This window comes from Chryseobacterium sp. BGA-UO-ETr-SB22, assembly GCF_059567885.1.
The window spans coordinates 3,580,829-3,594,476 of the sequence record NZ_JCAQOV010000005.1; the positions used below are offsets into that span (position 1 = coordinate 3,580,829).

General features: G+C 35.0%; 10 protein-coding genes. 5 read left to right on the plus strand and 5 right to left on the minus strand.

All coding sequences use genetic code 11. From position 1 onward, the window contains the following. The first annotated feature begins 2 nt into the window (after nt 1–2). Complete coding sequence (locus tag AC57AW_RS23680; RefSeq protein WP_496353816.1) at nt 3–1,244, plus strand: glycosyltransferase; 1,242 nt, start codon at nt 3–5, stop codon at nt 1,242–1,244. A gap of 49 nt (nt 1,245–1,293) precedes the next feature. Here the strand turns inward: AC57AW_RS23680 and AC57AW_RS23685 are convergent, their stop codons facing one another. The 4 genes from AC57AW_RS23685 to AC57AW_RS23700 form a co-directional block, all read right to left on the minus strand. Next, on the minus strand, nt 1,294–2,559 hold the full coding sequence (locus AC57AW_RS23685; protein ID WP_496353817.1) for a glycosyltransferase: 1,266 nt from the start codon (nt 2,557–2,559) through the stop codon (nt 1,294–1,296). Nucleotides 2,560–2,585: 26 nt separating this feature from the next. Continuing rightward, nucleotides 2,586–3,239, minus strand: coding sequence for a glycosyltransferase (locus AC57AW_RS23690; RefSeq protein ID WP_496353818.1), 654 nt, complete (start codon nt 3,237–3,239; stop codon nt 2,586–2,588). 3 nt (nt 3,240–3,242) lie between these two features. After that, the gene (locus AC57AW_RS23695) at nt 3,243–4,040 is read right to left on the minus strand and encodes a glycosyltransferase family protein (RefSeq protein ID WP_496353819.1); all 798 of its coding nucleotides are present in this window, start codon (nt 4,038–4,040) and stop codon (nt 3,243–3,245) included. A 185-nt stretch (nt 4,041–4,225) separates the two neighbouring features. After that, nucleotides 4,226–5,614: an MAC/perforin domain-containing protein gene (locus AC57AW_RS23700; protein WP_318846306.1), complete on the minus strand. Its 1,389-nt coding sequence runs from the start codon at nt 5,612–5,614 to the stop codon at nt 4,226–4,228. Nucleotides 5,615–6,053: 439 nt separating this feature from the next. Between AC57AW_RS23700 and gltX the strand changes: the two genes are divergently transcribed. Together gltX and AC57AW_RS23710 are read left to right on the plus strand one after the other, a co-directional pair. Continuing rightward, nucleotides 6,054–7,562: a glutamate--tRNA ligase gene (gene gltX, locus AC57AW_RS23705; protein ID WP_496353820.1), complete on the plus strand. Its 1,509-nt coding sequence runs from the start codon at nt 6,054–6,056 to the stop codon at nt 7,560–7,562. A 49-nt stretch (nt 7,563–7,611) separates the two neighbouring features. After that, the gene (locus AC57AW_RS23710) at nt 7,612–8,568 is read left to right on the plus strand and encodes an acetyl-CoA carboxylase carboxyltransferase subunit alpha (RefSeq protein WP_318846304.1); all 957 of its coding nucleotides are present in this window, start codon (nt 7,612–7,614) and stop codon (nt 8,566–8,568) included. A gap of 63 nt (nt 8,569–8,631) precedes the next feature. Here AC57AW_RS23710 and AC57AW_RS23715 read toward each other — a convergent pair whose 3' ends face one another. Further along, on the minus strand, nt 8,632–9,405 hold the full coding sequence (locus AC57AW_RS23715; protein ID WP_496353821.1) for a DUF6759 domain-containing protein: 774 nt from the start codon (nt 9,403–9,405) through the stop codon (nt 8,632–8,634). Nucleotides 9,406–9,550: 145 nt separating this feature from the next. Here AC57AW_RS23715 and tsf point away from each other — a divergent pair, with 145 nt between their 5' ends. Continuing rightward, complete coding sequence (gene tsf / locus AC57AW_RS23720; protein ID WP_318846302.1) at nt 9,551–10,375, plus strand: translation elongation factor Ts; 825 nt, start codon at nt 9,551–9,553, stop codon at nt 10,373–10,375. A gap of 367 nt (nt 10,376–10,742) precedes the next feature. After that, nucleotides 10,743–13,568, plus strand: a complete 2,826-nt coding sequence (locus AC57AW_RS23725) for a T9SS type B sorting domain-containing protein (protein ID WP_496353822.1) — start codon at nt 10,743–10,745, stop codon at nt 13,566–13,568. Nucleotides 13,569–13,648: the final 80 nt, after the last annotated feature.

Below are 13,648 nucleotides of genomic sequence, written 5' to 3' on the forward strand. Positions count from 1 at the left end.
ATATGTCATTAAGCGTAAACTATCACGGTTTTTTTGAGGGAAATTTTGGGATAGCAGAGGCTACAAGGCTTAATGCTGCTGCTATGGAAAGCAAAGGCATTAAAGTAAACCGCATCAGCTACTCCAGTGATACTCTTGAAAAGTCTAAAAGTGACGCACAACCCGATGCATTAATTAATATTTTTCACATTAACAGTAATGTGACCCACGAATTTTTTTCAAAAAATCAGGATATCAATCTTGCTGGTCATTACAACATTGTTTATTGGGCCTGGGAATTTCCCGAAGTTTCAGATAAAACAGTTGAATTTCTGAATATTTTTGATGAATTGTGGGTTCCTAGTGATTTCTGTGTCAATATTTTCACAAAATATACAGGAATTCCTGTGATGAGATTCTCCCATCCTATTCAGAAGCTGCCTGCTTCTGATGAATTTGATTTTGAAGAATACAATATTAAACCCGGAACAAACGTATATATTACCATTTTTGATTCGTTAAGTACAACCATCAGAAAGAATCCTGAAGCTACGATTGAAGCATTTATTAATGTCTTCAAAAACGATTCGGAAAGTGTTCTTATTGTAAAAACACATAATCTTGACAGGAGTAAAGATGCACAGGCAGTACTCGAAAAATACGCCGGCATTTCAAATATTATCATTATTAATGAACATTTTTCAAAGGAAAAGCTCCATTCATTGATTCAGAAATCTGATGTTCTTATTTCTTTACATGGTTCCGAAGGTTTCGGGCTGACTATGGCAGAGGCAATGTCTTACGGGAAAATTGTTGTAGGAACCGGATATTCCGGAAACCTGGACTTTATGAATGTAAACAACAGCTTCCTTGTTCAATATGATTTTATTAAAACCTCCAACACAAAAGGATTGATTGCTGAAGGACTTACTCTGGCAAGGCCGGATTTACAGGATGCTACTCAAAAGCTTCAGTATATAAAAAATAATTTCAAGTCTTTAACTTCCATTCAACACAGCGCCGAAGCTCAGATCAGAGATCACTTTTCTCTTGAAGCTATCGGAGAGCTGCTTACCTTAAGATTGTCTTTTATTGATAAGATGGGTAAGAAAGAAAATACGCCAGGAAGCAGTGTAGACAACGTTTTTCACCTTGCCGAAATAGACAGGCTAAGCGGCAGAGTGAATTACCTGGAAAAGACATTATACAATAAAATCAGAAAAAAAGTAAATATCTTTCTGAAGAAAATAAAAGGTAAAAAATAAAAAAAGCGGTAGTTTCAAATGAATCTACCGCTTTTAGTTTTATAAGAAATTATTTTTTCCCCTTTCTATTTCTGAAATACATTTTGATATCATATATCCACTGAATAGGTTTACTCTTTTTATAAATTCTCAGATCTTTTTTCAAAAATATACTGTCTGCATATAATTTCATTAATGCTGATCTGCTTTGCTGAATTTTACCCTCAGAAATCAGTTCTTCGGATCTTTTTCTAATCAATTTCCCTACTCCCTCAAGTGAAAAATCATTGGTAATTGTTTTGCGTGCATTATCTGATATAACTTTAATATCATCCTCGCCCTGGTATATTTTTTTAAGATATTTTGAAGCTTTTTCTAGTGAAGGCTCAGACCAGATGGTATTGGAATCATAATTAAGATCATCTGAACCGTAAGATACCTTTTCCGCATTTACTAAAAAGCTATTCTCATCATTCATAAACTGCAGATTTCCGGAATATCCTGTAGCAATAACGGGTTTTCCAAAGTACATAGCCTCTGCCATAGTCAGTCCGAAACCTTCAGATCTGTGAAGAGAAATATAGCTATCGCAGGTACTGATCACATAGTTCAGTGCATTTTTATCAAAAATCTTTTCTACCACTTTGATTTTCACAGAATCTCCGATTGCCTCTTTTATCTGTTCTTTTTCCAGAGAAAATTTATCAGATTTAGATGTTTTAATGGTTAAAAAAGCATTATTTTCTTTTCCGTCAAAAGTCTCTCTGAATACCTTAATCAGATTGAGTACATTTTTCCTTTGGATAGAACTATTATAATCGAATATGAATAAAAAATTAAAGAAGTCGGCGTTATAAAAATTCAGTGCATCAGCATCTTCCGTTGGCTTCAGATTAATATCAATGGGGTGTGGAATTACTTTTACCGGAGAAGCGATATATTTTTCGATACATTTTTTGCAATATTCTGAAGGAGTCCAGACCTCATCGAAAAGATTGATATTCAAAAGATAATCTTCCGGAATAGTTTCTGATTCCCAGGCCATATACAGAATGTTGTATTTCCTTTCAAAAAAAGAATAATCAAAATACTCAAAGAAATTTGACATTTCCGAAACCGACGCCGAAACCTGAACTAAATTGATAGGATGATCTGCTTTATCCGAAAATTGGGTAAAAGTCTGATCATTAGTATCATGATTGGTTCTCACATCATAATTCATCAAATTAAGGGGAATCCCTGCACTCTGCATCGCTTTACAATTAAGCCTTGTTGCTTCTGCAATACCAAATTCACCATTAATAAATCCAAAAACGTTAATTCCTAAATCTGCCATTTTAGTTTTGTAATAATTCAACCTGATTAATCTTCCAAAGTTTCATAAAAATTATTCTGCTTTTGCTGCTTTTCAAAATTCTTTTTATGAATTAATGATAATTCGTATTTATTTGGAATTTCTGTAAAGTTTTTATTTCCATACAGCACTTCATGTACTTTATTTTTCCAGAAGATCTTTTTATTATTCTTAATAATCCTTGCCTGATAGTCCGGAAAATTAATATAACCTTCATTATTCATATTCCAGCCCATTTGTTGTACATATTCTGCTGTAATTCCTTCTACAATATTGATTCTTGGAACGAAAAATATTTCAACACTTTTTTCTTTTTTAAGATAAGGCTTCAATGTTTTGATGAAATGCTCAGTAGGATATTCATCTGCATCTATCTGAAACAAATATTGGCACGTTGCCTTTTCTATTAATCTATTTTTAAACGTGGCAAAATCTCCTTCCAGTCTTGCTTCAAGTTTTATAATATTATCATAGTTATTCAGTAATTCTGTTACCTCTTTATTTTTATTGGTGATATCCTGAAGTACAATGACCTCATCATTTTTGTCAATCAAAGGAAGAAGGACATCCAGTAAATTTTTCAGTTCATTAGCTTCATCATTAACAGTAATTCCGTAAGAAACTGTTATAAACTTGCTGGAAAAGCGTGAAAGTAGGCTCATAATTTAATTGTAGATTATAGGATAATTGCCAGAAAAATGAGTAAAGTAATTTTCAGCAATGATTTGTTGTACGTAATTCTTATACTTCTTTGTGGGATAAAAACAGCTTCCTGATTTTTTGTAGTAATATTTTCTGAAAAATTGTGGAAGTTTTTTCTCATCATGTTCTACCTCTTTTCCTTTTTCTGTTCCTTTTATTTTGTATAAAATCTGAACATTGAAGGCCGGCGGTAAAGCTTCAAACCAATTATTGATCTGGGAAAAATATGCGAACGGTGTTTCTTCAAAACTGTTCAGTTCACCTTGATTATGCTCTGAAAAATAGTAGTCTTTGAAGAGATCAGCCACTTTTTCCGGTCTGAAAATAAATACACCGCCATTGATACTTCCCTGCAATAAAGGATTTGCTTCAAAATGACGGTCAGTAAAATACATTTCGCTGGTCTCTTCCAGAATTCTCGGAATATGTCCCCAGGTTTTGTTGAATTCTTCAGTACCTCTCGGATCGAGAATAGCCCCGAAATATTTGTCTTCAGGAAGATAATCAAAAACGGAAGGTGCTTTATCTGAGATAATGATATCAAGGTCTAAAAAAAGAACCATATCATACTCCCTTGCTTCTGAAGGAATCAAAAGCTTCTGAGAAAGAAGCGGGCGATGAAACTTATTATCCATAGGCTTATCAATGATCTTTAAATCTGCGCCACACTTTTTAGCATAGCTTTCAAATCTAGCTCTGTTTTTATTATACATTTTCCAGTACTTCTCTCCTACGATAAAAAGGCAGATTGCTTTTTTCATTGATCATCTAAATTTATAAGGTACAAAAATACATTTTTAAAGATAAGGCTGCCGGAAATATTCTTTCTGTGTTGTCATTATCCACAAAAAATATTGTACAGATATTCATTTTATTCTTCATGGTAACAAAAAACCGTTTCAAAAATGAAACGGTTTCTTTGGTTGTAAAATTTTAATATTTCTAATTAATAGGCATAGAATTCAATTCCTTCAGAAACATAACCTGCCGGTCTTGCACTGGATCTTGAATAATAATGGTCTTTACCGTTCCAATATCTGTAGATAGGAACTGTATTAGGCTGTTGAGTAGCAAAAGCATTGAACTCAATTCCTTCGTCTACATACCCCTGGTAATATCCCGGAGTTTTTGTATAATAATGATCTTTACCATTCCAATATCTGTAAATAGGAACTGTGTTTGGAGCTTTGTATAAAAATGCATTGAACTCTGTTCCTTCATAAGAATATCCGCTATAGCTTCCCGGAGTTCTTGTATAGTAATGATCTAGTCCGTTGTAATATCTGTAAACTGGAATAGTATTGAACTCCATATACACTTTATTATCGATCAGATATTGATCTACATAAGCTTTAAGCTGAGCCTTTTTAGTTGCATCTTTCACTAAGTCATAGATGATAACCAATCCGTTGTTTCCAAAATCTACCAACACTGAATTAGTTGCATTAGAGCTGTTCTGCCAGTTTGAAATGTTGATTTTAGGATTTGTCTGATCAAGGTTCAGATCTCCTATTAAACCTTTTGAAGGATCCCCTCCTCTTGTTTTATAGGCTAATTTTTTAGAATAGTTCATGGATGATTCAGAAGTATTCACATCATTCGTTACATCTACATCAAAAATATCTTTCATTCCCACTTTCACACCAATTCTTGCTGCACGATCACGGCTTTGGCTTCTTGTTTCAGCCTGAAATAAAACATCCAGCTTTGCTCCTGTATAGATATCAAGTGTTACGTGAGTTCCATAGTCCTGTACAATTTGTTGTGGAGTTTTTGTCTGCAGATCCTGAGCAAACTCCGGAGTAAGATAGTCTCCCAACATATCAGCAGTTGCATTGAATCTTACTCTTTTCTGTTTAATGGTAAGATTATAGCTTCCGTAGATATATTTTCCATCAAACTTATTGTTGGTCGTTACTGCAGAGTTGAATCCTACTGAAAGTGTTTTCTTGAATAATGGAATACCAGCAGTAACATTCACTTTGGTTGAAACCATTTTAGAATATGATTCTGCATTTTCACCATATTCTTCAGTATATTCCTGTGAGAATGTATTTTCGCTGATTAATCTGTTTGCCTGCTCCACTTTAAAACGATCAATATCGATCACTTTAAAACCTGCTGCTGTAGCATTGGCATATTCACCGGCAACATTATAACCATGTCCTAAGACATCATAAATTCCGTCTCCAGCAAATTTGGAAGCAGATAATCGACTATTAGCCTTTGCCGCAGGACTTTCAGGCGTTATCTCACTGTTCAGTTCCTCCGTTGAACATGAACTCATGAAAAGCATCAGTAAACTACTGAAGCAAAATAAAATTTGTTTTTTCATAGTATTTATTAAAAGTTTCGGCAAATATAATATTCAACAGTGAGTGAAAAAAGGGATCACATAATGATATATATCATTATTTAGTGAATTTAACATTGACTTAAACACCTATTAATAAGTAAGTTTAAAATCAAATTATTACGATTTAATAAATAAAATCTAATTATACAATCAAAATTAATCACATATTAGAGATATTTATACGGCGACTGCAATACAACTCTCCTGTATAATTTAAATTCTGAAAGCATTGTCAGTTCTAATAATGCATGAAAATTAAAATTATCAGTAGCATTATAGTATTAAGTGGTTCTCAGCAGCATTTTATTAAATTCTGCAGAAATAAATATAAAAAGTTAGAATCAAAAAACGAATACCAGGTCAGAAATCACCTCTTAAACGCATAATTTTAAGTAAATTTGCAAAAATTAAAATTGAAATGGGGAAAGTAAGAGTACGTTTTGCTCCAAGTCCTACAGGACCATTACATTTGGGAGGCGTAAGAACCGCATTATATGATTATCTTTTTGCTAAAAATCAAGGGGGAGAATTTGTATTGAGAATAGAAGATACAGATACCGCCAGATACGTGGAAGGTGCTGAAGAATATATTGAAGAAGCTTTGGAATGGTGCGGAATCATCCCTGATGAGAGTCCTAAGAAAGGAGGAAAATTCGCTCCTTACAGACAGTCTGAAAGAAGAGATATCTACGACCGATATACTGAGCAGATCTTAAAAACAGATTATGCTTACATTGCATTTGATACTGCAGAAGAATTAGATGCAATCCGTGCAGAGTACGAAGCTAAAGGTGATGTTTTTTCTTATGATAATAAAACAAGAAATGGTCTAAGGAACAGTCTAGCACTTTCTGAAGAGGAAATTCAAAGGTTATTAGACGAAAAGACTCCTTATGTAGTACGTTTCAAAATGCCTGTAGACAGAGTATTGAATCTTGAAGATATTATCCGTGGAAAATCTTCTGTCAATACCAATACTTTAGATGATAAAGTTCTTGTAAAGAATGACGGAATGCCAACGTATCATTTCGCCAACATCATTGATGACCACGAAATGGAGATCTCTCACGTAATCCGTGGAGAAGAATGGCTGCCTTCTTTAGGACTGCATACTTTATTGTATGAAGCAATGCAGTGGGAAGCACCACAGTTTGCACACCTTTCTCTAATTTTAAAACCTGAAGGAAAAGGAAAATTAAGCAAAAGAGACGGAGATAAGTTCGGATTCCCAGTATTCCCACTTGATTTCAAAGATCCTGCTACAGGAATAGTTTCTAAAGGGTACAGAGAAAACGGTTATCTTCCTGATGCTTTCATCAATATGGTAGCACTATTGGGCTGGTCTCCGGCAGATGATAAAGAAATCCTTCCTTTAGAGGAAATGATCAAGGAATTTGATCTTCATAAAGTACATAAAGCGGGTGCAAGATTCAGCAAAGAAAAATCTGAGTGGTTCAACCATCAGTATATTCAGATGAAGTCTGACGAAGAGCTTCTTCAGATATTGAAAAACACAGATATTGATTTTGCAGGTGCTTCGGATGAAAAACTGTTGAAAGTAATTCATCTGATGAAAGAAAGAGCAACTTTCCCGAAAGATATTTATGAAAATGGAAAATTTTTCTTTGAAGCTCCAACTTCTTATGACGAAAAAGCTTCTAAAAAGGCATGGAATGATGAAACATCAGCAATTTTAGCAGAATTGGCTGTTGCTTTTGGATCTACAGACTTTGCTGCTGAGACATTGAAGCACACCATGCATGATTTTGCAGAAAGCAAAGGATTGGGTATGGGTAAAGTAATGATGCCTTTACGTTTGTCTTTAGTAGGAGAATTGAAAGGGCCGGACGTTCCGGATATTCTGGAAACCCTTGGTAAAGAGGAAAGTACCTCCAGAATAAACAATGCTATAAATAATTTTAAATAGAATAACCATAATTTTTCATACATTTGAAAGATTTAATTTACTTCAAGAAATGGAATATTTAAGTTTCGAACTTCCTATCAAAGAATTGATGGATCAATACCAGACGTGTTCTTTAGTAGGAGAAGAAAGTGGTGTTGATGTAAAATTAGCATGCAGCCAGATTGAGGATAAGATTTTAGAAAAGAAAAAAGAAATCTATGGAAATCTTACACCTTGGCAAAGAGTACAACTGTCCCGTCATCCGGATCGTCCATATACATTGGATTATATCCACGGAATGGCAGACAAAGGCAGTTTCTTAGAACTTCATGGAGACAGAAATTTCGCTGATGATCCGGCAATGATTGGAGGATTGATTACCCTTGATGGTCAAAAAGTAATGATCATAGGTACTCAAAAAGGAAGAACAACTAAAGAAAGACAATACAGAAGATTTGGAATGCCAAATCCTGAGGGATACAGAAAAGCTTTAAGACTAATGAAGCTTGCTGAAAAATTCAATATTCCTGTGGTAACTTTAGTAGATACACCGGGAGCTTACCCAGGATTGGAAGCTGAAGAAAGAGGACAGGGAGAAGCTATTGCAAGAAATATTTTTGAAATGGTTCAGCTGAAAACTCCTATCTTCACATACATCATCGGAGAAGGTGCCAGTGGTGGTGCATTAGGAATAGGGGTTGGAAATAAAGTATATATGTTGGAAAACACATGGTATACTGTAATTGCACCGGAAAGCTGTTCTTCTATCTTATGGAGAAACTGGGATCACAAGGAAGATGCAGCCAATGCACTAAACCTTACTCCAGCAGATGCCTTAAGAGAAAAGTTCATCGACGGAATTATTGAGGAACCACTTGGTGGAGCTCAGTATGATCAGGAGACAACCTATTTAAACTTGAAAAATTCAATTTTACAAAATATCAAAGCTTTCTCGAAATTTACAGGACAGGAGCTTGAAACCCAGAGACAGGATAAATTCATTGCGATGGGTCAGTTTAAAGGATAAAAAAAAATAAAAAGGTTAAGAATTTCTTCTTAACCTTTTTTCTTTAGCTTTCTTCTATCTATTTTATTCGGCAACATTCAATGCTATTTCAATATCCTGAGTAATTTTCTTCGGGGCAGAATATTTTGCATCACACACCATTGTTGTCATTATATACTCTCCTTTATCTACCAGAATAAAGTTCTCTCCTTTTGCAGGAACACTCAGGTTATAATATTTTTTACCACTTATCTTTACAATAAGGTTACAGGAAGATCTGTTTTTAATATTGATATAGGCTTCATTTTTGTTGATATCATTATTAAAAAGGTGCGTAAGCATCGCTGCTGTTCTTTTATTTTCTTCACTGGGTCCGGCTTTAGAAGTACCGGCACTTTTTGCTGAGCCTGCAGAACCTACTGAAGCAAAGGTGGTCGTTCTTCTTTCTTCTTTTAAGGCTTCAATAGCAGCTGCTGTATTATTGGAAACAGGTTTTCCGTTCGCTGTATACGTTTTATTTGCAGCAATAGTTTTACCGCTGTTTAACTCATTATTCTTAACGATATTTTCAATTTTTTCTTTACTGATTGGTCTAATCGTAGGTTTGGCTTCAGGAGAATTTCCTGCCATGATAATATCAATCAGTTTTCTTTTGAAATAATCTGTTTTAGCATGTCCCGGATTCTGTTTCAAAAAGCCGGCAATCACCCTTGCTTCTTTTGAAATTTCAGCTTCCTGCTCTGTATAGATAATTACAGTTTCTTTTTCAACAACAGCTTTAGATTTTGTTTTCTTCTTTTTTTGGGAAAAACCAAGCGAGAAAATGCATATAAATAGAAGGAATAAGATTTTTTTCATTAATCAAATCTTTAAAATAGTATTAAATATATTAATAACGTGAAAAGTCATTTTTTAGTTTATCATTAAAATCATTATCTTTGCACTGCTCTAAATTTAAGCTAAAAATTAATACTAATCTTAAATAAAAAAAATAATAGATATTATGTCTTATACACCAGCTGCTGCAGACGTAGCAAAATTGAGAAACCAAACAGGTGCAGGTATGATGGACTGCAAGAAAGCTCTAGTTGAAGCTGAAGGAGACTTCGAAAAAGCGGTAGATATCCTTAGAAAAAAAGGACAAAAAGTTGCTGCTAACAGAGCTGACAGAGAATCTGCTGAAGGTGCAGTAATCGCAAGAGTAAACGAAGACAACACTTTAGGTGTAGTAATCTCTCTAAACTGCGAAACTGACTTTGTTGCTAAAAATGAAGCGTTCATCGAGCTAGCTTACGAATTAGCTGAGATGGCTATCTTCGCTGCTACTAAAGAAGAACTTTTAGCTACTGATTTCCACGGAATGACTGTTGCTGAGAAATTAGTAGAGCAAACAGGAGTTATCGGTGAGAAAATCGAAATCGGATCTTTCGAAAGAATCCAGGGAGATTTCTTAGGAGCTTACATCCACGCTGGAAACAAAATCGCTGCAATCTCTTCTCTTTCTGCTAAAGTAGACGGAGCTGATGATGCTGCTAAAGCTGTTTCTATGCAGGTTGCTGCTATGAACCCAATCGCTTTGGACGAAACAAGAGTTTCTCAGGAAACTATTGATAAAGAATTAGAGATCGAAAGACACAAACTTACTGAAGAAGGTAAGCCTGCAAACATTATCGATAATATCCTTAAAGGTAAAATGCAGAGATTCTACAAAGACAACACTTTGGTACACCAGGACTTCATTAAAGACGGAAGTATCTCAGTTGCTGACTATGTAAAATCTGTAAATGCAGATCTAAAAGTAACAGGATTTGTAAGAGTAAGCCTATAAGCTCATCTTCAAAAACAATATTGAATCCCGGTGAAGTTCACCGGGATTTTTTATTCACAAAAATTTTCTATTACAATAATATACAAACTGACATCTGCAGCAATCAAACAGAAGACCAGTGCTCTGTCTCAATTTATAAGCCTTGCAATAGGAATTCTTTATTTCATGGAAAATTAAATAAAATAATTCTTAACGAGGGGATATATTTACATATCATTAGATAACCATGCATTAATCTCAATTACCAGTTTCATACTCAGGAGGGCTTTTAATTAAAAATCGGTAATATTTTTTAACATTTATTTACATTTTATTAAAAGTATTTCATTTTTTATTTTAATTTTGTAGAAATCCTAATTCCATACACATGAAAAGATTTCTACTCAGTTTGGTATTAATTTTTTTTACAATTAATACACTCTTTGCACAAAGGGATAGCGAGCATTGGATTGCTCCTTATTATGACAGTGTCGGAGGATATAACAATATGATATACCTTTCCACTGATTCACCCACTCCTTTTGATGTAACCATTTACAATAATAATGCTATAGTCACTACGGTTACCATTAGTAAAGGTAGCCCACAAACCTACAAGGTTGCCAACAACCTAATTTCTACAGGTACTTCTACTGAAGCATTCAATGTAGGTAATAAAGGACTCTATTTAAAAGCAACAAAACCTTTCTACTGTAGTTTAAGACTTGCCCAAAGTGTTCACGGGGAAGTAATCACCAGTAAAGGAAGAGCAGGAATTGGGAAAAAATTCTTCGTTGCTGCTGCTCCCAATACCAATACCAGCAGTATTCAAAACTTCACGGCAGGTGTGCTTGCCACTGAAGATAATACCAATGTAACGGTATCATGGAATCCTACTGCCGGAGTCGTTTTTATCAATGGAACTCCTACTGGTAACACTCAATCTTTTACATTACAGAAAGGACAATCTTTCATTCTTGCTGGATCTGGATCTCAATCTGCAAACCAGACGGGTTTTATCGGTGCTAAAATAGTTGCTGATAAGCCAGTAACACTTACCAACGGAAGCTGTAATGCTAACTTCTCTGCCAGTACAACAGGAAGTGACCCGGTTCTGGATCAATCTGTACCGGTTGACAGACTTGGAAATACTTTTGCAATGGTAAAAACAAGATCTACTGCTCCAAATTTAAATATGGAGGGAGGTCTTATTGTGGCTACTGAAGATAATACTGAAGTCTTTTTAAATGGTGGAGGTACTTCTGTTGCAACACTTGCTGCAGGAGAATGGTATAGAATAAATGAAACCAGCTATGTAGCTCAGGGTACTTCAGGACATTCCAATATGTTCATCTCTACTACTAAAAATGTATACTTATACCAATTTATTGGGATATTGTCAAGTGACGCAACCAACGGATTCAACTATATTCCGCCATTGAACTGCTTTCTTCCAAGGAAAATTGATGAAATCGGGAAGATTAATGAAATGCCGCTTGGGACAGGAGGTGCCAGTATAACACCTGGCGACCTGGTGGTCAAATTAAATATTTTAACAGAGACAGGAGCTACTGTAATGGTAAATGACGGTCCAGTAGCAGCAACAGATGGACCATATCCTGTAGCAGGAAATACGAACTGGGTAACTTATGGAATCACCGGAGTAACTGGAAATATTAAAATCACTTCTACAAAAGCTGTAACAGCAGGTATCAACGGAGGATTTAGTTCTGCAGGATACGGAGGTTATTTCGCCGGGTTCTCATCAATTCCTGTTATTGCGAAAAAAACAGGAGAATGTGTACCGGGTATCGTTCTTGAACTAGATGACGGATATGAAACATACCAATGGTTCCGTGACGGAGTTGCTATTCCAGGTGCAACTTCTTACACGTATACTCCTACACAATCAGGAAACTATACCGTAAAAGTAACAATGGGAACATGTCCTCCTGTGACAACTCCTATCTATAAAGTACAAACTTGTTTAAAAGAAACAACTCAGGCTCTTAATGCTTGTTCTACTAAAATTATTACCCCTACGTTTACTTCGTCTACACAGACAGTGGTAGCGACTACAGTAGTCATTTTAACTCCTCCTACAAAGGGAACAGCAGTAGTTAATACAAACGGAACAATCACTTATACTCCAAATCCTGGATATTTAGGACCAGATAAAATAGTTTATAAATTCTGTGGAAACTCAGTTGAGTTTACAGATTGCGAGCAGGTAACATTAAATCTTACTGTAGTACCATTCATTGTAACGGATGCTTCTATTAAAGCATGTTGGTATGATGTAGCTCCTTATGCTTATTTTGATCTTACGAAAGCTAAAGTAACAGATTATAATGCCGTTACTAAAAAGTACTACCGTACACTGAGTGACCTTACTGCAGGTATCAACGAAATCACAACACCAGACAATTTCCCTTCAACAGGAGGATTTGTATATGTGAAAGTGACTACCGCTGAAGGATGTACCGCAAATGCAAAAATCGAATTGATTGTACTTCCAATCAAAAAATCTCCAATATTGGTAGATCAGTATATCTGTATGGATGCTAAAACAAACCTGGATGCAGGTTCTGGCTATGACTCATACCAATGGAGCACAGGCGCTACCACTTCAGGTATCAGAGATGTAGGGGTTGGAGAATATACTGTAATACTTGGTAAGAACGGATGTTTCCTTACTCAGACAGTAAAAGTTAAAAAAGTTGAAGATCCGGTAATCCAAACGATTGAGATCAACAACAATACAGCAACAGTAATTGTAAGCGGAGGTAAAGCACCTTACAAATATGCAGTTGACGGAACGGCTAACTGGCAGGATTCAAACACCTTTACAGGTTTAACAAGAGGACAGCATACTTTCTATGTAAAAGATTTTTATAACTGTACTCCTACTGAGGTAGAAATTACGATTCCTAATCTATTAAATGCCATTACACCTAATGGAGATAATGTAAATGACTATATAGATTACAGTGAGCTGGCTTATAAAGAAAACCTAAGTTTTGTAGTGTATGACAGATATGGGAATATGGTATTCACCGGAAATAAATTCAACAACTACAGATGGGATGGAAAACATTTTGATAAGAAACTTGGAACAGGAACTTATTGGTATCATATCAACTGGACTGAATCCAACAAAGAAAAGACTCCAATAAAATATACAGGTTGGATTCTTGTTAAAAACAGAGAGTAATAATTAGTTAAAACCATATTGGTAAGCCACGATTTCATAATCGTGGCTTTTTTATTACATTTTCAAGTATTCAATGCTTT

What these genes read in the sequence shown, in the direction of transcription:
- AC57AW_RS23680 (WP_496353816.1), top strand. Translation starts at nt 3, where the DNA reads ATGTCATTAAGCGTAAACTATCACGGTTTTTTTGAGGGAAATTTTGGG.
- AC57AW_RS23685 (WP_496353817.1), bottom strand. Translation starts at nt 2,559, where the DNA reads ATGGCAGATTTAGGAATTAACGTTTTTGGATTTATTAATGGTGAATTT.
- AC57AW_RS23690 (WP_496353818.1), bottom strand. Translation starts at nt 3,239, where the DNA reads ATGAGCCTACTTTCACGCTTTTCCAGCAAGTTTATAACAGTTTCTTAC.
- AC57AW_RS23695 (WP_496353819.1), bottom strand. Translation starts at nt 4,040, where the DNA reads ATGAAAAAAGCAATCTGCCTTTTTATCGTAGGAGAGAAGTACTGGAAA.
- AC57AW_RS23700 (WP_318846306.1), bottom strand. Translation starts at nt 5,614, where the DNA reads ATGAAAAAACAAATTTTATTTTGCTTCAGTAGTTTACTGATGCTTTTC.
- gltX (WP_496353820.1), top strand. Translation starts at nt 6,054, where the DNA reads ATGGGGAAAGTAAGAGTACGTTTTGCTCCAAGTCCTACAGGACCATTA.
- AC57AW_RS23710 (WP_318846304.1), top strand. Translation starts at nt 7,612, where the DNA reads ATGGAATATTTAAGTTTCGAACTTCCTATCAAAGAATTGATGGATCAA.
- AC57AW_RS23715 (WP_496353821.1), bottom strand. Translation starts at nt 9,405, where the DNA reads ATGAAAAAAATCTTATTCCTTCTATTTATATGCATTTTCTCGCTTGGT.
- tsf (WP_318846302.1), top strand. Translation starts at nt 9,551, where the DNA reads ATGTCTTATACACCAGCTGCTGCAGACGTAGCAAAATTGAGAAACCAA.
- AC57AW_RS23725 (WP_496353822.1), top strand. Translation starts at nt 10,743, where the DNA reads ATGAAAAGATTTCTACTCAGTTTGGTATTAATTTTTTTTACAATTAAT.